The following is a 21530-nucleotide window of genomic DNA, read 5'->3' as shown; positions in this document are numbered from 1 at the left end:
CGGGCATTGTACATTGTGCGTGCAGGCACCTCCGCTGGCGCCTACGGGGGCAAGGCGGTGCGCCTCTCCATGTGCTGCGTGGCGTTCCTGGAGCGGTCCGCGCAATCGACGATCGGTCTTATGCCCGCGTTGAGCGTCGCGGTCATTTCTGGCACCCGGTGTACCGCACCAAAGCCCACCGGACGCCATTGTCGGCCGAAGCCGCGCAAGCTGCGGCTTTAATCCAGGTGGCGCCCGTGCAGATTATGCCTGCGCGGAATCGCCTATCTGACGAAAAGCGCCGTTGTGATAGATGAGGTTGGCAAGCGGCGCGCCGTCTTCGTGCACCGCGACGTGTTCAACCTCGCCGATCACGATGACGTGGCTCGAAAACTCGACGGTCCGCGAAACATGACAGGCGAAAGAGACGAGCGCATCGGCCAGCATGGGCGCGCCGTTGGGCGCTTCACGCCAGTCGCCGAGCTGGAAACGCGATGGCTGGTCCATACCGAGCATGCCGCCGAAGGCGCGCGCCAGTTCCTCGTGATGCGCGCCCAGCACGTTGACTGTGAACGGCAAGCCCACGGCGATTAAGCTGCCGAGCGAACTCGTTTGATTGACGCAAGCGAGCAGCGCCGCCGGCTCCGTGGTGACCGAACATACGGCAGTCGCTGCGAGACCGCGTGGCGAGCCGTCCTCCGGCCGCGCAGCGATAACGGTCACGGCGCCGGCGAGCCGACGCATGCCTTGGCGAAAATCGGCGGCCGTGGCCAGCGGCGACGGCAGGCCACCGATCGCCGTACTGTGTTGAGGAACCGGATTCATGGCAGACCTCATTCGACACGCAGACCGCTCGCGCGCATCAGCGGCACCACACGTTCGCAGAAGAACGGCAACTCTTCGACATAATTAACGAAGGTCAACGCCGCGCCACCGAATCCGGCTTCGTGCATCCGGACCATCTGCTCCACAATCTGTTCGGGCGTTCCGACTAGCGGATAGCTTCCGGTGCCAGCCGCGAAGCGTTGCCGATACAGGCGATACGCGTCGTCTTCGTGGCTTTTCGAAAAGCCTTGCTTCTGCTTCATGTGATAGTCGAGCGCGGCCTCGTCGGCGTGATCGCGCGAATAGTAGTCGTAGTATTCGCGTGCTTCCTTCTCCGTCTCGCGGCACACGACGTGCGCGACCGTATAGACGCCGATGGCGCGCCCGGCTCGCTCGCCGCGCGCCCGAACGTCGACGATGTGCTGACGGCCGACCTCGATCTCGGTGAAAGTCGTGAACAGGTAGTCGCAATACTGCGCGGCGAAATCGCGCCCCGGTGGGCCGAATGCGGCATTCATGGTGACGGGGCGGGGCGACTGCAGTGCCGCAGGCTTGGAAACCGCCTGCTTGAGGTGGTAGAACTGGCCTTCGAAGTCAAGCGGTGCCGGGTCGTTGAAAAGCAGCGTGAGGATCTCCGTCCATTCGCCGGCCTGTACGTATGGAGCGTCGCTCAGTTTCGTGCCGAACATGGCGAACTCGTCGGGATTCCAGCCGCATACGATATTCAGTCCCGCGCGGCCATGGCTGATGTGATCGACGGTGGCGAGCGCCTTGGCCGCGTAGATCGGATGGACGAGAGGCACGTGCACGGTCATGAACAGCGCGATGCGTTCGGTGACGGCGGCGAGGGCGGCCGCAAATGTGAATGCCTCGAACGACCATTCGCGTGCGTTGGTCGCGCCGCCGAAGCCTTTCCACCGCGCTATGGGCAAGAAGAAATCGAGGCCGCCGCGGTCGGCGATGATCGCCGCGCGCTGCACGTCATCCCATTGCGCGCTCCAGCGCTCGGGCACGGTGGTAAAGCTCAGGCCGCCATCGGCGTTCGCCGAAAATACGCCGACCTTGAAGGGGTTGGGCCCGCGCATCGGGTTCTGGACGATGCTGCTCATTGGCTCTCCTGAGGGATTCGATGACCGGCCGGCCGCCGGCACTATTGCTAAAGTCCGTGGTCCGATGCGATCGTCACAACGTGGCTCGTCATCGGAAAATGCACGTTGTGTCCGTCGAACGGTGCTGACACTTCGAAGTCGCGGCGCATCTCGTGCCGGATCGCCGAATTGAGTGCACGCGTCAGCGCCTCGGCGTCGTCGAACACGACCTTGTTGCGCTGCACGGCAAACTCGCGCCGCGCGGGCAGGGCACTGAGCGAGTCGAGACGCGTATAAATCTCAAGCTCCCGAATCTCAGGCAGGCGTCCCATCAGCGGCACGTGTGCGGTGAGATAGTGGCCGAGCCATGCGTCGTAATCCTGCGGGGCACCCTCATACGCGACGAGATAACTGCATAACGTCGTCTGACCGGTGCGCGGTGATGGGGTGACGTAGCGGCGCACGGCCATTGCTTGTTGCGTCATCTCCGCGTCGCCCGTCCAGCGGACCGTGCGGCAATCGGTCAAAGCCTGCAGGCTGCCAGCGCGTGCCGACGCGGCTTCCAGCGCCATGAGCTCGTCGAAATACATCTGCAGCACCAGTTGTGGCGCGCGCTCCACTTTCAGATAAGGATCGCTCGCAGCTGCGGGCGCATGCATGACCGCGCGCCGCATGCCCGGGGTCGCGGCGAGTTGCCGCGCGAACTCGGCCAGCGGAGCCGGCCCGGCACTCGTCGGCGTGCGATACGTCAGGAAGAGGGCAATCTGCATACCTTGTCTCCATGCAAGCCGACGTTGTCCGTCTGCCATACGGCATCGAGGACATCCTCGTCGAAGAATTCTGAATTCAGAATATTTCCGAAGGCATTGAATGTCAAGCGTAAAAAAATCGCCTGGGCTCGCTATTGATCTTTACCGGGGAACTATCGGACCGCAGGGGACAAGTTCGCGTATACCCGGAAACCATCGCAATTTCCGTAGCTGGTGTTTGACATTCTTTTTTCTAAACAATATTCTGAATTCAGTTCATAGTATCTGCTTGGGATTAGTACCCGGGCGGCACCGCAACCCGCAACGGCGGTAGCGATCCGCGCCCATCATAGGCGCGACCTTGCCTGACTGTTGCACTACGACGCACCAGGAGCGCTCTCATGTTGTTTTCTTCACTCAAACCTTTGTTTCAGGGAGCAGCGCCAGTTGACTGCATGTGGCTCGCGCTCGGCAGTGCGCCGGTCGTGGAGTTTGCCGCGCACGTGGCACCGGGCGCGATCGTGCTTGATTTGCAGCATGGCTTGTGGGAACGGGGCACGCTAGAAGCGGCAATCGCAGCGGTCAGAATGCGTGTGCCGGTTATCGGCCGCTGCGCGGACAACTCGCCGCACGCCATCGCGCAAGTGCTCGATGCTGGTGCGTCGTCGGTGCTCATACCGATGATCGAAACAGCAGACGACGCGCGCCGCGCAGTTTCGGCCTCCCGCTATCCACCTTTTGGCACGCGCTCGGCCGGCGGTGTGCGCCCGCTGCTGGCCGGCTTCGAAGCAATGCTCGAAGCGGATCGTCATGTCGCTGTCGGCATGCTGATCGAGACGGTCGAGGGCGTCAGAAACGCACGCGAGATCGCGGCTGTACCCGGTGTCGACTACCTGTTCATCGGCACTGGCGATCTGTCGCTTTCGCGCGGCACGACTGACTCGGAAGTGATTGCCGGCGACTGTGAACGCGTGCTGGCTGCGGCACGCGAGCGCGGCTTGCCGTGCGGTATCTTCACGGGTGATGCCGCAGCCGCGCGCGAGGCGTTTACAAACGGTTATCGCATGGCTGTGGCGGCTAACGACATCGATGTTTTCAAGCAGGCATTTCTGACGGCGCACGCAACCGCCGCGCTGTAGAGCATCGCGCGTGGCGAATCGCGCGGGTGTGTGTTAGCGTGATTCGCCGCAGCGGGCCGCAGATCATCAATCGCTGGGCGTTCGCCGTGTATTTGACTAGCGGGGCCGTCCGATTTCATGTCTGAAAGCAGAACGATAAAGGTGAGGCAAGCATGGTTCCCGAAGAAAGTGTAATCGTTACGCTTCCGTTTGAATCGCGCGACGCTTCGCGCACACTGTTTAGCAAGATCGCCTGGCGCTTGATGCCTTTGCTGTTCATCTGTTATCTGATCGCCCAGGTCGACCGGATGAACGTGGCATTCGCCAAACTCCAGATGCTGGATCAGCTCGGTTTCTCTGAGACCGTGTACGGTCTGGGGGCGGGCATCTTCTTCATCGGCTACGTGCTGTTCGAAGTGCCGAGCAACATCCTGCTTAGGAAATATGGCGCGAATCGCTGGATCGCGCGGATCATGGTCTCCTGGGGCGTCGTCTCCGCGGGCATGATGTTCGTACACACACCTATGCAGTTCTACGTGATGCGCTTTCTGCTTGGCGTCGCCGAGGCGGGCTTCTTTCCCGGCGTGATCTTTTATCTCACCAACTGGTTCACACGTGAATACCGCACGAAGATGACGGCAATCTTCATGACGGCGATCGCGGTCGCGGGCGTCGTCGTCGGGCCGGTGTCGGGGGCGATTCTGCACAGCATGACCAGTCTGAACGGTATCGCTGGCTGGCAATGGCTGTTCCTGATCGAAGGTGTGCCGTCGGTGCTGCTGGGGATGGCCACGCTGCTCTATCTCCCTCCGTCGCCGGCGCTCGCCACTTGGCTCAGCACGGGAGAAAAGCAGCACCTATCCGCCTTGATTGCGAACGATCGCACCGGGACGACGGACGAACCGCCAGGCCGCGTGCTGTTATCCGCGCGCGTGTGGATCCTGTCGGGCATCTACGGCTGCTATGGCATGTCGTTCTTCGGATTCGTCTTCTGGCTGCCGACGATCATCAAGTCATCGGGCGTCAAGGATCCGTTGTCAATCGGCCTCTTATCGGCAATACCCTGGGCGGGCGCGATGGTCGCAATGTGTTTCGTCGCCGCTCACGTCGACCGTCGCCAGAACACCCGCGGCACGCTGATGGTACTGTCTCTGCTCGCTGCAATCAGTTGGACGGTGAGTCCGTTCGTCGTTGATAGCGTCGCGTTGTCGATTGCGGTCCTGACTCTTGCGATGTTTGGCCTGATGGCGTCGCTGCCCGTGTTCTGGAATCTGCCGACATCGAGCTACCAGGGTTCGGCCGCCGCAGTCGCGATCGCGTTTATCACGTCGCTGGGCAATGTGCCGGGCTTCTTCTCGCCATACATCGTCGGTTGGATCAAGACGCTGACGAATCGCCTGGACGGCGCGATGTACATGTTCGCGGCTGTTTCGCTGCTCGCCGTGGTGCTGCTTGCGCTGGTTTCCGACGAGCCGCAGCCCGTGGTGAGCAACCCACAAATCAATCGATAAAGGAGCCGACAGATGTCCAACGCTGAAGTCTTGACCGCCTTGCTTGAAGCGTTCGGCGACGACGTTGTCAGCACGCGCGAACGCATACTCGAGAGGCGCAGTGCCGATTGGAGCGGTTTGGTCGGCGACACGCCGTTGGCGCTGCTGCGGCCTCGCTCGACCGCGCAAGTGTCGCAGGCGCTGGCCATTTGCCACCAGTTTCGGCAGCCCGTCGTCGCGCAGGGCGGCCTGACCGGCCTCGCGGGCGGCGCGTGCACATCGGCCGGCGATATTGCGCTGACCCTCGAACGCATGACCGCCATTGAGGAAGTCGACCCGGTATCAAGCACGATAACGGTTGAAGCGGGCGCCACGCTCGAGGCGGTGCAACGCGCCGCGAGCGAAGCCGATTTGATGTTCCCGCTCGATCTCGGCGCGCGCGGCAGTTGCACGATCGGCGGAAACCTCGCGACCAACGCGGGTGGCAATCGCGTCATCAGGTACGGCATGGCGCGCGATCAGGTGCTCGGTCTCGAAGCCGTGCTAGCCGATGGCAGCGTCATCGACGGCACCCACAAGATGGTCAAGAACAATACCGGTTACGACTTGCGCAACCTGATGATCGGCAGCGAAGGGACACTCGGCATCATTACGCGCGCGGTGCTGCGGCTACGTCCGCGTGCCGGCGCGGTCGCAACAGCATGGTGCGGACTGCCGGAGTACGCTGCGGTCACGCGTATGCTCGGCCAGGCGCAACGGCGGCTCGCGACAGGTGTGTCGGCATTCGAGGTGATGTGGCCAAGCTTCGTCGACTATCTGCTCGGCCATGTGAGTACGGTGCGCTCGCCGCTTGACACTGTGCATTCGTTGTACGTGCTGGTCGAATCGGTCGGGACCGACGAAGCACGCCATCAAGGCGAATTCGAAGAGTTTCTGGCCGACATGCTCGACGCCGGCGTGATCGAGAACGCGTCGCTCGCGCAATCGCAAAGCGACGCTGCCGCATTCTGGCGCATACGTGACGCTACCGCTGAATTCCCGATCCTGATGCCAGATCTGATCGCCTTCGACGTCAGCTTCGCGATCGCCGACATCGGCCGCGCCGCGCGGCAATGTGATGCAGCGTTGCGCGCAGCGTGGCCTGGCAGCACCGTGCTCACTTACGGCCATCTCGGTGACGGCAATCTGCACCTGATCGTGCAGGTGCCCGGCGCCGACACCACCACTGTCGCGGCCGTCGAGGCGCTTGTGTACGGGATCGTTCGCGAGTATCGCGGTTCAGTGTCGGCCGAGCATGGCATCGGCAGCAAGAAGCGCAATGTACTCGGTCACACGCGCGGGCCGGCCGAATTGGCCGCGATGCGGGCGGTCAAGGTGGCGTTGGATCCGCATGGCATCCTGAATCCAGGCAAGATACTGCCCGACGCCAACTGATGTCAGTGCTGCGCAGGTAGTCGCGTTTCATCGGCTCCGACGGTTGACGCAACTTCTCATCCGCCTGAAGGGTGGAGGTTTCATCAAGGTGAATCTTTAAGTGGAAGCAGGGCGGCTGTGAGCGGGGGCTAGGGCATTCGTATCTTGCGATACTGGCCGTTGCAATACACTTAGCGACGCCGATGCGTCACACAAGCGCCCTAGCGAACATCTCCATGAATGGCGCGCGCAACCACGCGATACCGGGGTCGCTGGCAAAGCATTCGTGTGCGTAAATCTGCACGTCGATCGACGGCAGATCGTAAGGCAGCGCAAGCAGACAAAGCGATAGCCCGCGATCGAAGTGCTCCGCAATGCTGTGCGGCAGGATCACGGCCAGGTCAGTGCTGAGGACGATCTGCGGCGCGGTGCTGTATGACCTCGATTTTGATCGATGGCGCCTGCGCCTGTAGCGCCGCAAGCAACGTCGGAAAAAATTAGTGTTCCGACATATCGGACATGCAGATACGGGACGCGCGTGCCGCCGTTAGCGGGTCGAAACACGTGTGATGCTGCATCGCGGACTGGATGATGTTGAACGCTTCGGCGAGCGGTTCATGCAGGCGGATCGCCGCGGCTGTCGGTGTCATATCCGTAGGCGTACGCACGAACAAGGGGTCGTCGAAATGTGTGCGCAGGCGGCGCAATGCATGACTCACGGCCGGCTGGCTCAAGCCGAGCCGCTCGCCTGCCGTAGTCAGGCTTCGCAGGTCCCAGATGGTTAGAAAGACGCGCAATAGATAGAGGTCGGCCGGTTCCAGATCCGTTCTATTCATGACGTGCATTATTGGCGCTTATTTGACCGTGTGAAAAGCCGAAACTATCTTACTGCAAGCCACGGATAGCTCGCAGGATGTCTGCACCAGGGCCTTCACCCCTATCGGGATTTCGATTTCTCTTAGCTGCGTGACGCTTGCCATCATGAATACAAGAACTGCAGTTTCCGCCGACGTGTCGCTCGACACCGCGAACGACCACATCGACCGGCCCTCGCGAATACGCACCATCATGACGTCGGTGGCGGGACAGATCCTTGAATGGTACGACTTCTTCCTATACGGCACGGCGGCCGCACTGGTGTTCGGAAAGCTGTTCTTTCCCGTCGGTCAGGATCCCTTGACCGGCACGATCGCGGCTTTCGGCGGCGCCACCGTCGGATTCCTCGCGCGGCCTATCGGCGGCGTGATCTGCGGTCATCTCGGGGATCGTTACGGCCGCAAGAAAACAATGCTGCTGACCTTGGGAACTATGGGCGTCGCGACCTTCTGCATGGGCCTGCTGCCGACCTATCAGCAAACCGGTATCCTCGCGCCCGTGCTGCTGGTGGTGCTGCGAGTTGTGCAAGGTCTCGCCGCAGGCGGCGAGTGGACCGGAAGCATCCTCATGATCAGCGAGAACACGCCGGCGCATCGGCGCGGCTATCTGTCGGCATGGAGCCCTAGCGGGGCGGCACTTGGGTTTGTACTGTCCACGGCGGCCTTTCTCGTGATGCAGTCTTTTCCTGAGCAGGATTTCCTAAGCTGGGGCTGGCGCGTGCCGTTCCTGCTCAGCGTATTGATCATCGGCGTTGGCATGTATATGCGCACGCATGTGCCGGAAAGCGCCGAGTTCGTGGAGACGGCGCAGCGCGGCGCGCTCGAGCGCATGCCCGTGCTGGAAGCGATGAAGCGCTGCCCGCGCCAGATTATGAGCGTGTTCGGTCTGCGCTTCGGAGAGGGCGGTGCGTCGTATATGTTTTTCGCGTTTTCCATTGTGTATGCGAAGTATGTCGGAATCTCGAACACGCTCGTGCTAAGTGCACTTACGGTGTCGATGTTGTTGCTGATTCCAATGGCGCTGCTGTCCGGCCATCTGTGCGACCGTTTCGGCCGCAAGCCGCTCTATATGGCAGGCGCGCTCGGCATCGTGATCTTCGCCTATCCGTTCTTCCTGATGTTCCAGACACGTCAGCCGTGGATCATCGTGTTAGCACTGGTGCTGGCCAATAGCGTGATCCTCGGCATTCTCGAAGGCGCGCAGCCCGCCTATATTAGCGAATTGATGCCCGCAAATCTGCGATTTTCCGGCGTGGGTATCGGGCGTGAGCTCGCGTCTGTGCTCGGCGGCGGTCTGGCACCGTTGGTTGCAACCGCGTTGCTGGCGTACTACCGGCAAGCATTTCCGATCGCGCTGTATCTCGGGGCAATGGGAATGGTCACGGTCGTCACGTTGCTGTTTACGCCGGAGACGTGGCCGCGCGACGCGCGGTCACTGGCCGCCCGCGCATCGCGTCGCAGCTGAGCGAAACGCGCGACTTTAACAGCGCTCGACGCTGCCGATATTCGCATGCCGAAATAGGCTAACGATGAATACTGTTCAACGGGACGAAACGCGTTCTGTTGCCGAAGTGGAGGAGATGACGGCCGGAGCCGCGGCGAGTGCCGTTGCGCCGACGTTCGACGAGATGCTCGCCGAAATCGCGCCGCAGCGACGAGTTCAGCCGCTTGCAACGCGTGCCGCGCGACATCGTGGCGAAGATGAAACAGGTGGGGATCTTTCGCGCCAGCACGCCGAAACGATTCGGCGGGCGGCGATGAACGGCCGCCCGCCGACTTTCTGCGCATCCTCGAACGCATCGCTATCGCAGACGGGTCCGCTGCCTGGGTCGGGGCATTTGGCTCCGCGAATACCTATCTCGCCGCGTTGCCGCTCGATACGCAACGGCGAATCTACGCGAGTGGATCCGATCAGGTCTTTGCCGGCGGACTGTATCCAGTGCAGCCGGCGCAGGCCGCACCAAACGGCTGGCGCGTGAGCGGCAGATGGCAGTTCGCCAGCGGCTGCAACGGCGCGGACTGGATCGGCGTGGGCATTGGCGGCATACCAGCCGATGCGCGTTCGTCGGACGCCGGCAAGCCTCTTACAGTGGTATTTCCTGCCGGCGAAGTGGAAATCGTCGACAACTGGAATGTGGTTGAAATACAAGGCACGGGCTGCCACGATTTGCGGCTCAAATGACGCTTCATCGGAAACGAGTGGACGTTCGTGCGAGGCGCGACCCCTGTCATTGACGGACCCCTCTACCGGTATCCGGCGATTGCCTATCAGGCGGCGGTCCATGCCGTCGCCAACGTCGGGTTGGCGCGCGCGGCGCTCAATCACGTCACGGCGATGGCCGCCGGCACAAAGACCGTGACGGGCGCGCCTTGTCTCGCGGACCGGGCTTATTTCCGCATAGAACTGGCCAAGGCCGAGACAGCGTTGCACAGCGCGCGTGCGTTTTTCTTCGAGGAGTCAGAAAAGGCATGGGTGACCGTCGTCTCAGGCGATCGGCTGCCGACATCGCAGACGAACCTGTTACGGCTGTCGGCCACGCACGCTGTGCAGACGGCCGCCGACGTGGTGCAAGGTGCTTACAGGCTGGCCGGCGTGGCGGCGGTCCGGGCGGACCATCCCCTACAGCGTATGGTGCGGGATTCAATCGTCGTTACGCAGCACGGAGCGCTCAATGAGTCGACCTTTGACGGCGCCGGTGCGATCTTCGCCGGCGTGGCGCCCGTGATGAAACCATACCCTTAAACGCAATCAGCATGAAGGCCTGTCGGTTCCGTGCCAAGCGACGGCAAGCGGTGCGTTTGCGAAGCGGTAGTACTGTGCCGACAGCGGTCGACATTGCCACGCTTAATGTCGTGCACGGCTGCCGATTTAACGCGCGCGCGGTCGCATGTGCTTAACTGGCATGCCGCGGACGTCAATCGTCTGCCTGGCGTGCTGCGATGTTCGTGAGACGAGCTATCGCCGTGCCGGCGGCAAAAAAATTCTACTCCCTCCGGCGGACAAGTTGGGTGCCGCCCTGAGTCTATGATCCGCGGCGCGGCTGCAAAGTCCTCACCGCGCCGCGGCGCTCGCTAACCACGATGTCTTTCGATTCGTTGACGGTAACGTATGGCCCGTCGCACACGATACGATCCAGATTCACCGATGGCTGCACGATCTTTCCCAAAACTGGAGGGCCGTATTGGCCTAGGCAGTATGACTACCCGTGAGGCAGAGTCTGGCCTGCCGTCAGGAATCAGACGCGGATTGGCATTGCTGCCAGAGCCGAACGATGTGGACAGGCCCACACCCGGCGATTTCCGGCACGGAGGCCAGCCTCTGCCTCACGGGTAGCGAGACGCGCTCATCGCAGTGCTGGTCAGTGCAAGTTTGTAGCATGAAAAGCTTGACACCTAAATTATTAGCCCATATTCTGAATTCAGAATACGAGATGGATAAGGTGAAGAAACTTCGATGCAGATAAGAACCTGCCCGGATCGTCGACCGGCACCTGCCGTGCGGGAGAATCATGCGGCTCGGGTGGAACCCTGAAGTCAGACATCGCAAGGTTGAAACGCTCATGCCTGGTATTACGATTTTGATTGCGCGAGCAAGGGGCAGCTTCGTGCAGCAGTCCGGATGCCTCGATCATCGGTGCCGTTAGCTGTTCGAGTCAGTCGTAGCCGGCGGAGTAAATCGCGATGCTGCGAGTCGTTTAGTGAAGGACGTAGCAATGTAGGGAATCGCGCATGGTTGCGAAAGAGGTCAGATTGTCGGTCTGTCAACGATGCCAAGCCAGTAGCGGAAATTATTCGAAAACAACAACCACGACAGGTGAATGACGTGAAAACGCTTTTAGCACTTTCCTTAGGTATCCTTGGATTTAGCACGGGCGCCTACGCCCAGAGCAGCGTCATCCTGTACGGCATCATTGATGACGGCCTGACGTATTCGAGCAACCAAGGCGGCCATAGCGCCTATCAGATGCAAAGCAGTATGGCGCAGGGCAATCGCTGGGGGTTGAAGGGGACTGAGGACCTCGGTGAAGGCAGTACCGCAATCTTCAGGCTGGAAAGCGGCTTCAATGTGAACACCGGGGCGCTTAGTCAAGGTGGGCGCTTGTTCGGCCGACCCGCCTATGTCGGGCTGTCAAACGTTCACTACGGTACACTGACACTCGGCCGGCAGGACGAAGAAATCGGCGACTATATCGGCCCCTATTCGGCGAACGGCAGGCTGCCTGGCGGCATTCTGTTTCCGCATCCGGGTGATCTGGACAACAACGGCATCGATTTCCGCCTGCAAAACGCGGTGAAGTATGTGTCGCCCGTCATCGCCGGCCTGACCGGAGTCGCCGCTTACAGCTTCGGCGGGACTGCGGGCAATTTCGCTCGGAACAGTGCCAAATCTTTTGCGTTGCAATATGTTGGCGGTTTTTTCGAATTCGCCGCTGCTTATACGGCGATCGACCATCCGGCTACAGCCGTGACCGATGGCGTCTGGACACCCAACAACACGGTCGACGGCAACTACGGTCTTGCAGCGGGCAGCTACAAGGTAGTCGGCGTGGGCGGTGCGTACACATTCGGTTCGGTGAAGATCAGCGCGAACTGGACTCATACTCAGTTCGGCGACCTCGACCCGGCGCTGGGTGCGAAGATCGCGGGGCATGTCACGTTCAATATCGGTGAAGTCGTCGCCAGTTACCAGGTCACGCCGGCGCTGCAACTCGGCACCGCATACAGCTATACCCAAGGCTCAGTATCGGCAACCGGGCAGCGTCCGCGTTATCAGGAAGTCGACGGCAGCGTCGATTACTATCTGTCCAAGAGTACGGACGTCTACACAGTAGCGACCTACATGCGCGCCGGGGGCGGTGCCGTTGCCGATCTGGCTCCGGTGTTGTCGGCGTCTAGTTCGGCTAACCAGCTCGCGCTGCGTGTGGGCATTCGCAAGACTTTTTGAGGTTTTGTCGCATTAGCGCGGTCAAGTAAAATCCGTCGACCGCAACGTATGACAAGGACGATGGCAAAGACGAAGACGCCGAGCAAGATGCTGCCCGCCGGCATTGGCAAGGTATTGAAGCGGCTGCACTACCCGCTGGACGTGATCCTGCTGTGCGTCCGGTGGTACGTGGCGTACTCATTGAGCCTCCGTAACCTCGAAGAAATGATGGCCGAGCGGGGTATCGAGGTGGACGGCATTGTCACGTTGGCGTGTTGATGACGCGATAGCCGATAGAGCGCACCGCTGGCTCAGAAATCGGACGGATCTTGGGTAAGCCCGGTGAAGCGATGCCACGTAGCAAAGCGTACGGCGAGCTGTTTGCGATACAGTGATGCACGCTGTAAATGTCGCTTGAGCGCGAAGTGCTGGCGGATCGGTCCGAAGCTCGACAGGAAAGCTTGCGTGCGTTTCGGGTCGCGGAAGCCACGCATCCGGCGCTCGCGTTCACGCGTAGGCTGATGGCTGTTTTCGGCACGATTGTTCACCCGTGCACTGGCTTTGACGAAAACGTGTTTGACGTTTGCCAGTTCGGCAATTTCGGCCTTCGCCGCCGGATAGCTGCGCAACTGGTCGGTGACGATCTTGCCCGGCACCGGCACTTCGGGACACGACGCCAGCACGCGCTTGAAAAACCGCTTGGCCGCAGCCTTGTCGCGACGCTTCTGCAACAGGATATCGAGTTCAGCGCCGTGCTGATCGACTGCTCGCCACAGCAAATAAGGCTCGCCGCGCAGCGTAACAAACACTTCGTCCAGATGCCAGGTGGTACCTGGCTTTCGGCGAACCGCTTTGACGCGATGCGCGAAGCCAGCCCCAAACTTGTCGCACCAACGCCGGATCGTTTCGTAACTGACAATCACCCCGCGCTCGAACAGCAGCTCTTCGATATCACGAAGGCTGAGCTGAAAACGAAAGTACCAGCGCACCGCATGGCTGATGACCACCGCCGGGAACCGATGTCCGTGATAGAGCGATTTGGCTTTCTTCATCGCGCTATCTTACGCGACCGCTTTGGTAACGTGACAATGCCGCGGGGCGCCTTATTGCAACAGAACCGCAGATTCCGCCTGCGGCCCTAATTGAGCACTCGCTGCATCGTGGCGCCTGCCTGAAGCAGGCGCGCCTCGTGTCCGGCCGGCGCGGACACCAATAGACTCGTAGGCAGCTGTGCGGCAGTGGTGCCATTCGGCAACGCAAGGCCGCACATATTCAACATGTTGCCGAGAATCGTATTGCGGATGGTTTTTAGGTTGATATGATTAAAATAGTCGTCGTCGGCAAGCGCAGCTATCGGCGGTGCCACGTGCGGTACCGTCGGCGTCAGAAGCAGTGCGTCGCCAAGCGCTGCCCACATCGACTCGCACAACGACTTGCGTCCCAGCTGTAATGCCTGAAAGTCCGCGGCCGACATCGCTTTGCCCTGCATCATGCGTCTATACACCCTCGCGTCGATTTCCCGATGACGCGGGCCTTCAAGTAGGTCGCGGTGCCACCGATAAGCATCGTAAGCGGCAATATTGCCGTGCCGGGCAATCAGCTCCCGAACCGCAGTCAGCTCAGGAACGGCTTGGCTGCGCACGCGCACGCCTGCAGCCGCGAGTCGCTCGACCGATGCCATAAAGTTGGAGAGCACGTCTGTTTCTACGCCATCCAGCACCTCGTTTTGCGGGACGATAACCGTAAGCGATGTGCCAACTGCCGTGCCAGCATCGTCCATTGACGACGCGGGGAGGCCACGCAGCGCGAGATCAAGCATGAAGCAGTCTTCAATATCACGCGCGAACACGCCGATTGTGTCGAGCGTACGCGACAACGGGAATACGCCCTCGCAACTGATCCAGCCTTCCGACGGTTTGAAGCCCACGATTCCGTTGAACGCGGCCGGCGTGCGAATGGAGCCACCCGTGTCGGTGCCGATCGAGACAGGGACGAGTCCGGCTGCCACCGCCACGGCAGAGCCCGACGACGAACCGCCAGGCACCCTCGGCACATCGCTCGCCGAGGGGTTGATGGGCGTACCGAAATGCGGGTTTAGACCAAGCGCCGAATACGCGAACTCGGACAGATTGGTTTTGCCAAGTGTGACCATGCCAGCCCGTGCGAGATACCGCACGATGGGCGCGTCGTCGGTCGCTGGCACCGCGTCCCGGTAAATCGCCGATCCAGCCGTAGTTGGAAGACCGGCGATGTCGACGAGATCCTTCCACGCAACCGGAATGCCGTCTAAAGGACCCAGCGGGCTGCCTGCGCGGTATCGCTGCGCGCTTTGCCGAGCCTCCTCGCGGGCTCGGTCGAAGCATGTCGAAATGAAAATTGCACGATCCCCGCAGCGCTCGATATTTTCGATGAAATGCTCAGTGAGCTCGACCGCGTCAAGCTCACCCCGGCGCAGCATGCCTCCCAACGCAACTGCTGTCACTCCTGATAAGGTCGAAGGTTCTGTCGTCATATTCGTATATGGTCGCGTTTTTCCACGGGCCGGCTCTGTTCCCGCTAGCCGATTTTGACCAGATGATAGCACCCACTATATTGCGATATAGTCGACGCTTCCGTGTTCGCAGGGAATACAAATCATGAACGACTTGCCCCTGTTGGAGGACTTGCGCTTGTTTTGCCTCGTTGCCAACAAGCAAAGCTTTGCGAGTGCCGCCCGAGAACTGGGTGTATCGAAAGCGCTAATCAGCAAGCGCATCGGGATTCTCGAAGCATCCCTCAAGATTCGCCTTCTGCACCGCACCCCGCGATCGTTGTCGCTGACTGAAAGCGGCCGCATCGTCTGCCAATCGGCGCAACGCATTCTCGACGACACCGAGCAAATGGTGGACGCGATTTCGGCGACAAAAGGAGCGGTGCGAGGTCAGCTACGAATCTGTGCCGCCTCCGGATTCGGACGTAAGCATTTGGCACGCGCCATTTTCGCCATGACGCAACGCTACCCTGATTTGGAGTTTCAGCTTGAACTGATCGATCGCCCGGTCGATTTGATCCGGGAGGGATTCGACCTTGACGTGCGCATGGGCCAAGTGCACGAGGAAAATCTCATCGTACGGCGCCTCATGCGCAACAGCCGAGTACTTTGCGCCTCGGGCGACTACTTGCGCAAACGTGGCGAACCTCGAGATATCGCAGAACTGGTAGAGCACAGTTGCATTGTCATACGCGAGTGCGATCAGGAGTATGGGTACTGGAAGCTCGAAGGTCCGGACGGCACCGAAACAGTGCGAGTGAAGGGTGCACTGTCGACGAATAACGGCCAGATCGCACATCAGTGGGCGATCGACGGGGCGGGAATCGTCCTGCGCTCGCTATGGGACGTCGGCCCGAGTTTGCGAAGTGGAGCCCTTCGCCGCATCCTGCCGGCGTACGAACAGAAAGCCGACGGATGGGCGAGATACCCCGTGCGGCTGTCGACCTCCGCAAAAATGAGTGTCTGCGTCCAGTTCCTCCAAGAGTGGTTCGCGGACGAAAATCATAGTGGAGCGCAACACGATTCGGACCTTGGAGCAGCGCCGCATAACAAGCCAGAAATAATTTTGAAATAGGGAACGCGTCAACGTTTCATAGCTTCTGGTTCAACGTTTTGACGTATTGTCGCCCGTGCCTCGTGTCCTTATCTTATCTCCAAAACCCAGTGCACGGAGCGAGGCGCAAAGATGTCAGATATTTTCCCCCTTAAGCGGTCAAATGCCTTAGGAAATCTAAAAAAAATAGGGTTCGTTGCTCCATCGTCGAATACGGCGCTCGAGCCGGTCACGGCAGGGATGACCGCTCAAATCAGCGATCGCGTATCGACGCACTTTTCCCGAGTGCCCGTCAAAGACGTCACGCTCGACGGCCACGACGTCGACCAGTTCCAGACAGAAAAGATGCTCAGCGCGGCAAGCCTACTCAGTGATGGCGGGCTCGATGCGATCCTCTGGAATGGCACATCGGGCAGTTGGACGGGGCGCGGCTTCGAAGCGGACATTGAACTGTGCGATCAGATCACTCGGCTTACCGCCGTGCCTGCCTCGACCTCGTCCCTCGCCCTGCTCGAGATACTTAAGGAGTGCGGCATCGAACGTTACGCGCTCGCTGCGCCATATGTGGGCGGCCCCACGCGTCAAATTATCGACACTTACGACAAGGCCGGCTTCAAGGCTGTCAGCAGCGCCCAGCTCGGACTGACCGAAAACAAGCAGATCGCCGACGTACCTTTCGAACGCCTGCGCCAATTGTTGCGCGACGCTGATTCGCCCGACGCCGAATGCATCGTCGTTGTTTGCACAAATCTGCCTACAGCCGTCATCCTCGACGAGATGGAGGCCGAGCTCGGCAAGCCGATTTTCGACAGCACTGCGGTGACGCTCTGGAAGGCGCTCCGGATGACGGCGGTCGACGTGCCGTTGCACGGTTGGGGTCAATTGCTGCGCGCCGACCCTGTCCTCGCGCAGCTCGAGGGCGTGATGGACACCTTGCGCAAAGCCACGGGAGGCAGCCGCACCACGCTTCGCATCGATGTCCCGCACCGCAACTGCGGTGTGGATACCGTCTGTGCGGAATCCGTCGGCGTGGGCATCCTGCCGCTCAAGCTCAATCCGACACTCAATCAGCGTGCGACGGCGACGGTTCAGTGGCTCGACGCGAATCGCCAACCGCTGATTCAAAGCGATTGCGTCAACGCACCGATCAAACCTCCCGCGGCGCTCCTCGACATGTATAAAGTGAGGGCCCAGATGCTCGTCGGGCTCGATGCAGCGGATGGCTCGCTCATGGGGTGGCTTTCCGTGCACTACGTGCCCGACACGCGCAACTGGCGGGACGACGAAATCGACTTGCTGCTCGATTCAGCCGCTCGTGTCAAAGCCATTTTGACGCGCAATGGCTGGGCAACCTTCAAGCGGTAACCTCAGGATAAAACACAGGTAGGCACGACGCGGGTAGGGGCCGTCAATGCTGGCGGCGCTATCAAAAGAGCAATATCAGTCGATCGGAGAGCATGTATGAACATTGCGGTTGCAGTCCCTGCGAAGAGAACGGCCGTGCGATGGAAAATATTCTGTCTCTTGCTCACCCTCGTTACCGTCAACTACATCGATCGTTCGTCGCTGTCGGTGGCGATGCCTCTCATCGCAAAAGAATTCGATCTGCGCCCGGCCATGCAAGGATTGATGTTCAGTGCGTTTTTCTGGGCGTATGCGTTGATGCAGGTTCCGGGCGGGCTACTTACCGATCGGTTCAAGCCGCGCATAGTCATCGCGGCCGCCACGATAATATGGGGTATCTGCCAGGGCTTGGCTGGGCTGTGCGGCAGTGCGACGGCACTGTTGTTGACTCGCCTGGGACTGGGCGCTGCCGAAGCGCCGATCATGCCCGCGGGAGGTAAGCTCAATGCGATTTGGATGGCGCCCAATGAGCGCGGGCGGGCCGCGACCTTGCAGGACGGTGGCTCGCCGCTGGGCGCCGCGTTCGGATCGCTTCTGATAGCAGGACTCATTGCGGCGTTCGGCTCGTGGCGCATCGCATTCATCACCGCGGGAGCTGGCACAGTAGTGGTCGGCCTGTTCGCGTGGTACTTCATTCGCAACTCGCCACGGGACCATCGCGGAGTCAACGCCGAGGAAGCCGATTACATCGAGCAGGCCAACGCAGTGGAGCATCGCACCTCCGGACGGGCAAGCGGCAAGACTAGCGAGCTATTTCGCTACCGTTCGGTCTGGTGCATGATCCTTGGCTATACGTTTTCCAACATCGTGTTCTTCGGCCTGCTAACGTGGCTGCCGAGTTATCTCGCGAAAGTGCACGGTCTGGATATCAGTCAATTGGGGTTTGCAAGCTTCCTCATTTATCTCTGTGGATTTGCGGGTGAAATTGTCGCCGGCAATCTTGGCGACCACTGGAAGACCGCCGGCGGTAGACCGAACACTGTGATGCGTACGCTCCTCTGCATATCGGCCGCCATCGTTACACTGGCCGCGTTCTCCGTGGGCTACGTCACGGACCGAACGCTGACCATCGTTTTGCTGTGCGTCACTATGTTCTTTCTGCGGTGGTCAGGCCTCTACTGGAGCGTTCCGGCGATCATCGGCATGCCCGACAAGGTCGGGTTGCTGGGTGGCTTGATGAACCTTGGCTCCAATCTGGGCGGTGCATTAGTGCCCCTTGTGGTTGGGGTGATTGTACAGACTACCGGCTCGTACTTCCTCGCGATGATGGTATTTGCTGGCGCAGGCATTGGCCTCCTCATCTGCTCGCTCGGTATCAATTACGAGAAAAAAATTCCGGTGTGATCGCATCTCTTAGGCTCGCAACCTTGGCACAAGTCCATTCACTGACGGCCACGGGAGGCTCGCTCATAACACGCGAAGCTTTCGAGCGAGATGTGCTTTCTTGAAGTCTTGACTAAAGGAGGAGTCTGGAAGATGAGCAAGGACATCCTGATCGCGTTCGGTATCGATGTTGACGCGGTCGCCGGCTGGCTGGGGTCGTATGGCGGGGAAGACTCGCCGGACGATATCTCGCGCGGCCTTTTTGCCGGCGAAGTCGGGTCGATGCGCCTGCTGAAGCTGTTTGAGCGCGAACAAATCAAGACGACCTGGTTCATTCCCGGGCACTCGATCGAGACTTTCCCTGAGCAGATGCAGGCCGTCGCCCGGGCCGGACATGAAATCGGCATTCACGGCTACAGCCACGAGAACCCGATCGCGATGACCCGCGAGCAGGAGGCGGCCGTGCTCGACCGGAGCATCGAACTCGTCACCGAGCTAGCTGGACGCGCGCCGATCGGTTACGTAGCGCCGTGGTGGGAGTTCAGTCCAGTCACGAACGAGTTGCTGCTCGAGCGCGGCATCAAGTACGACCACAGCTTGATGCACAACGATTTCCACCCGTATTATGTGCGGGTCGGCGATTCGTGGACGAAGATCGACTACAGCAAGCACCCGGACAGCTGGATGAAGCCGCTCGTGCGGGGTCAGGAAACCGACCTCATCGAGATTCCGGCCAGCTGGTACCTCGATGACCTGCCACCGATGCTGTTCATCAAGAAGTCGCCGAACAGCCATGGCTTCGTGAATCCGCGCGACATCGAATCGATGTGGCGCGACCAGTTCGAATGGGTGTATCGCGAGAACGACTATGCAGTCTTTCCGATAAGTATCCATCCAGATGTCTCTGGACGGCCGCAGGTCTTGCTGATGCTTGAGCGACTGATCGCCTATTTCAAGAGGTACGAGGGTGTTCGGTTCTGTACTTGCGAAGAAATCGCTGACGACTTCCTCCGCCGCTATCCGCGCAAGAAGACCTCCTAAAATCTAGCTTTCTCGACAACGCATCGGCGTCTTGCAGTCGTAGAGGTTTGCGAACACCACCTTCGAGTAAGTATCGACGAAGGTCTGCCGATAGACGACGCGGGCGATGACTGCGGTCCGCCGCGCACTTCGTTACGACCTCGGTGGCTTCGATCACGGCCGCCGATTCACCCCGTAGTCACGAAGTGCGCACTTCCGAGTTTTTGATTTGCCATCCGACGTGAGACGGTTGCCGATCTCACGTCAGTTTAGGCCCCGATCGGACGGCGGGACGTTATTGGTCTGTCCTTGGCCGGTTGGTCCGGTCTATTGCCTGCCCGACCTTCAGCCCAGCGCGATCCGGCCGTTATTGCGAACTGTCTCAGCCGCCTCGAGCGGAATCAGTCTGGTTAGTGCTTCACGCAAAGGAAATACGAAATGCCCTACGCAATCACCGACGACGGCGTTGAACTCTATTACGAAGAAGCCGGCAGTGGTCATGCTTTGATTTTCGTGCACGAATTTGCCGGCGACTGGCGCAGTTGGGAACCCCAAATGCGGTTCTTTTCGCGTTACTTTCGTTGCGTTACGTTTTCGGCGCGCGGATATCCTCCATCAATGGTGCCGGAAGATGTATCGCGTTATTCACAGGCACGCGCACGCGATGACGTAATCGCCGTACTCGATCATCTCAAGATTGATCGCGCCCACGTCGTGGGGTTGTCGATGGGTGGTTTTGCCACCCTGCACGTTGGCATCACATATCCGGAGCGCGTACGCGCGCTCGTGATTGCGGGATGCGGGTACGGTGCAAAGCCTGGCATGAAGCAACAGTTCCACGATGAGATCGAAACATCGGCGGCGCTGTTCGATCAGGAGATGGCGCAGGCGGCCAAGCGCTACACGATCAGCCCGAACAGGGTGCCGTATCAGAATAAGGATCCACGCGGTTGGGCTGAATTCGCCCGCCAGATGGAAGACCACTGCGCGCTCGGTTCGGCCAACACGTTGCGCGGCGTAATGAAGGAGCGGCCGGCATTGTGGGAACTCGTTGAAGAAATGCAGCGCATGACCGTACCCGCGCTTATCGTGTGCGGCGATGAGGATGAGGCATGCCTGGAGCCGTCGCTCCTGATGAAGCGCGCCATCCCGAGTGCGGGCTTGCTTGTGGTACCGCGCGCGGGCCATACCAACAATCTTGAAGATACGGAAGTGTTCAACCGGGCACTGCTGGATTTCTTCACTGCAGTGGAGCTCGGACGCTGGGGCCTGCGCGACCCGCGCTCGACGAAGCCGGGGCTGCTCATCGAGCCAAAGGATCAAGCCCCGCGATAAACGACACCGGGTACGGTGCCTTCTATCGCAGGCACCTGCATAAGCTCTGCTACATATTCATACACTCTCAGAGGAAACGTCATGAAGTGGCTCGAGAAATCAATCATGTACACGCGCGGCGTCGCGCGTGGCGAGGTTCGTCAAACTCACGAACTGACAGAGGCGCGTCAGGGCAAATTTCACTACACCATGGGGCCGTATTCCGATCCGGTGTTGCACATTGCGCCGGGCGACCGTGTAATCGTCGAAACGCGCGACGCATTCGACGGCAAGATTCGAAGGTTCTGTCGCAACAAGACGGTCTGATATGCTGAGGTCATGAAAGCAGAGGCGACAGGGACGATGATCAACGGGATGAATGCAGCGCTCGGGCGGGTGCTCAAGCGCTTGCATTATCCGCTGG

The 21530-nt window shown here is 60.2% G+C and carries 15 protein-coding genes and 4 pseudogenes; 13 read left to right on the top strand and 6 right to left on the bottom strand.

The annotated features are described in order from the left end of the window. Window positions 1–243: 243 nt before the first annotated feature. The 3 genes from ABQJ48_RS32705 to ABQJ48_RS32695 are packed head-to-tail and all read right to left on the bottom strand — an operon-like array spanning window position 244 to window position 2662. Entirely contained in the window at window positions 244–804 is a 561-nt protein-coding gene (locus ABQJ48_RS32705; RefSeq protein WP_367842070.1) for a flavin reductase family protein, read from the bottom strand. Between the two features lie 8 nt (window positions 805–812). Beyond that, window positions 813–1913: an LLM class flavin-dependent oxidoreductase gene (locus ABQJ48_RS32700; protein WP_367842069.1), complete on the bottom strand. Its 1101-nt coding sequence runs from the start codon at window positions 1911–1913 to the stop codon at window positions 813–815. Window positions 1914–1960: 47 nt separating this feature from the next. Beyond that, the gene (locus ABQJ48_RS32695) at window positions 1961–2662 is read right to left on the bottom strand and encodes an ethyl tert-butyl ether degradation protein EthD (RefSeq protein WP_367842068.1); all 702 of its coding nucleotides are present in this window, start codon (window positions 2660–2662) and stop codon (window positions 1961–1963) included. 380 nt (window positions 2663–3042) lie between these two features. Between ABQJ48_RS32695 and ABQJ48_RS32690 the strand changes: the two genes are divergently transcribed. The 3 genes from ABQJ48_RS32690 (at window position 3043) to ABQJ48_RS32680 (ending at window position 6683) form a co-directional block, all read left to right on the top strand. Then, window positions 3043–3780, top strand: coding sequence for an HpcH/HpaI aldolase family protein (locus ABQJ48_RS32690; protein WP_367842067.1), 738 nt, complete (start codon window positions 3043–3045; stop codon window positions 3778–3780). Between the two features lie 152 nt (window positions 3781–3932). After that, window positions 3933–5270 (top strand): MFS transporter, encoded by a 1338-nt coding sequence (locus tag ABQJ48_RS32685; protein ID WP_367842066.1) that lies wholly within the window; start codon window positions 3933–3935, stop codon window positions 5268–5270. A gap of 12 nt (window positions 5271–5282) precedes the next feature. Beyond that, a complete protein-coding gene (locus ABQJ48_RS32680) occupies window positions 5283–6683 on the top strand; it encodes an FAD-binding oxidoreductase (RefSeq protein ID WP_367842065.1) in 1401 nt (466 codons plus the stop codon). A gap of 187 nt (window positions 6684–6870) precedes the next feature. On the opposite strand, the pseudogene ABQJ48_RS32675 reads toward ABQJ48_RS32680, so the two are convergent. Beyond that, window positions 6871–7498: pseudogene (locus tag ABQJ48_RS32675) on the bottom strand (LysR family transcriptional regulator). Window positions 7499–7730: 232 nt separating this feature from the next. Here ABQJ48_RS32675 and ABQJ48_RS32670 point away from each other — a divergent pair. The 4 genes and pseudogenes from ABQJ48_RS32670 to ABQJ48_RS32655 form a co-directional block, all read left to right on the top strand. Next, complete coding sequence (locus ABQJ48_RS32670; RefSeq protein ID WP_473094224.1) at window positions 7731–9002, top strand: MFS transporter; 1272 nt, start codon at window positions 7731–7733, stop codon at window positions 9000–9002. Window positions 9003–9165: 163 nt separating this feature from the next. After that, a pseudogene (locus ABQJ48_RS32665) lies at window positions 9166–10280 on the top strand (acyl-CoA dehydrogenase family protein). 990 nt (window positions 10281–11270) lie between these two features. Further along, window positions 11271–12482 carry a porin gene (locus ABQJ48_RS32660; protein WP_367842063.1) on the top strand — a complete coding sequence of 404 codons (1212 nt, stop codon included), beginning with the start codon at window positions 11271–11273 and terminating at the stop codon, window positions 12480–12482. A gap of 87 nt (window positions 12483–12569) precedes the next feature. Continuing rightward, a pseudogene (locus ABQJ48_RS32655) lies at window positions 12570–12716 on the top strand (IS6 family transposase); the annotation flags it as partial. A gap of 56 nt (window positions 12717–12772) precedes the next feature. Here the strand turns inward: ABQJ48_RS32655 and ABQJ48_RS32650 are convergent. Beyond that, entirely contained in the window at window positions 12773–13513 is a 741-nt protein-coding gene (locus tag ABQJ48_RS32650) for an IS6 family transposase (protein ID WP_367842062.1), read from the bottom strand. Window positions 13514–13599: 86 nt separating this feature from the next. After that, window positions 13600–14919, bottom strand: a complete 1320-nt coding sequence (locus ABQJ48_RS32645; RefSeq protein WP_367842093.1) for an amidase family protein — start codon at window positions 14917–14919, stop codon at window positions 13600–13602. A 178-nt stretch (window positions 14920–15097) separates the two neighbouring features. On the opposite strand from ABQJ48_RS32645, the gene ABQJ48_RS32640 reads away from it, so the two are divergent. From ABQJ48_RS32640 to ABQJ48_RS32615, 6 genes and pseudogenes are all read left to right on the top strand, one after another. Continuing rightward, the gene (locus ABQJ48_RS32640; protein WP_367842061.1) at window positions 15098–16066 is read left to right on the top strand and encodes a LysR family transcriptional regulator; all 969 of its coding nucleotides are present in this window, start codon (window positions 15098–15100) and stop codon (window positions 16064–16066) included. 111 nt (window positions 16067–16177) lie between these two features. Further along, window positions 16178–17410 carry a maleate cis-trans isomerase family protein gene (locus tag ABQJ48_RS32635; protein WP_367842060.1) on the top strand — a complete coding sequence of 411 codons (1233 nt, stop codon included), beginning with the start codon at window positions 16178–16180 and terminating at the stop codon, window positions 17408–17410. 96 nt (window positions 17411–17506) lie between these two features. Then, window positions 17507–18793, top strand: coding sequence for an MFS transporter (locus tag ABQJ48_RS32630; RefSeq protein WP_367842059.1), 1287 nt, complete (start codon window positions 17507–17509; stop codon window positions 18791–18793). A 132-nt stretch (window positions 18794–18925) separates the two neighbouring features. Beyond that, entirely contained in the window at window positions 18926–19813 is an 888-nt protein-coding gene (locus ABQJ48_RS32625; protein WP_367842058.1) for a polysaccharide deacetylase family protein, read from the top strand. 417 nt (window positions 19814–20230) lie between these two features. After that, window positions 20231–21127: an alpha/beta fold hydrolase gene (locus ABQJ48_RS32620; RefSeq protein WP_367842057.1), complete on the top strand. Its 897-nt coding sequence runs from the start codon at window positions 20231–20233 to the stop codon at window positions 21125–21127. A gap of 81 nt (window positions 21128–21208) precedes the next feature. Then, window positions 21209–21406: pseudogene (locus ABQJ48_RS32615) on the top strand (acetamidase/formamidase family protein); the annotation flags it as partial. Window positions 21407–21530: the final 124 nt, after the last annotated feature.

The sequence above is a fragment of the Paraburkholderia suaedae genome (genome assembly GCF_040812055.1).
Lineage (GTDB): Bacteria > Pseudomonadota > Gammaproteobacteria > Burkholderiales > Burkholderiaceae > Paraburkholderia.
The sequence above is the reverse complement of the archived record's forward strand: the minus strand, read 5'-3'. Positions and strand labels throughout refer to the sequence as shown.

Bases quoted from the DNA above. Each gene is read 5' to 3' on its own strand.
- ABQJ48_RS32630 (WP_367842059.1), top strand. From the start codon at position 17,507: ATGAACATTGCGGTTGCAGTCCCTGCGAAGAGAACGGCCGTGCGATGG.
- ABQJ48_RS32700 (WP_367842069.1), bottom strand. From the start codon at position 1,913: ATGAGCAGCATCGTCCAGAACCCGATGCGCGGGCCCAACCCCTTCAAG.
- ABQJ48_RS32705 (WP_367842070.1), bottom strand. From the start codon at position 804: ATGAATCCGGTTCCTCAACACAGTACGGCGATCGGTGGCCTGCCGTCG.
- ABQJ48_RS32690 (WP_367842067.1), top strand. From the start codon at position 3,043: ATGTTGTTTTCTTCACTCAAACCTTTGTTTCAGGGAGCAGCGCCAGTT.
- ABQJ48_RS32640 (WP_367842061.1), top strand. From the start codon at position 15,098: ATGAACGACTTGCCCCTGTTGGAGGACTTGCGCTTGTTTTGCCTCGTT.
- ABQJ48_RS32645 (WP_367842093.1), bottom strand. From the start codon at position 14,919: ATGCTGCGCCGGGGTGAGCTTGACGCGGTCGAGCTCACTGAGCATTTC.
- ABQJ48_RS32695 (WP_367842068.1), bottom strand. From the start codon at position 2,662: ATGCAGATTGCCCTCTTCCTGACGTATCGCACGCCGACGAGTGCCGGG.
- ABQJ48_RS32635 (WP_367842060.1), top strand. From the start codon at position 16,178: ATGTCAGATATTTTCCCCCTTAAGCGGTCAAATGCCTTAGGAAATCTA.
- ABQJ48_RS32650 (WP_367842062.1), bottom strand. From the start codon at position 13,513: ATGAAGAAAGCCAAATCGCTCTATCACGGACATCGGTTCCCGGCGGTG.
- ABQJ48_RS32670 (WP_473094224.1), top strand. From the start codon at position 7,731: ATGACGTCGGTGGCGGGACAGATCCTTGAATGGTACGACTTCTTCCTA.
- ABQJ48_RS32620 (WP_367842057.1), top strand. From the start codon at position 20,231: ATGCCCTACGCAATCACCGACGACGGCGTTGAACTCTATTACGAAGAA.
- ABQJ48_RS32685 (WP_367842066.1), top strand. From the start codon at position 3,933: ATGGTTCCCGAAGAAAGTGTAATCGTTACGCTTCCGTTTGAATCGCGC.
- ABQJ48_RS32680 (WP_367842065.1), top strand. From the start codon at position 5,283: ATGTCCAACGCTGAAGTCTTGACCGCCTTGCTTGAAGCGTTCGGCGAC.
- ABQJ48_RS32625 (WP_367842058.1), top strand. From the start codon at position 18,926: ATGAGCAAGGACATCCTGATCGCGTTCGGTATCGATGTTGACGCGGTC.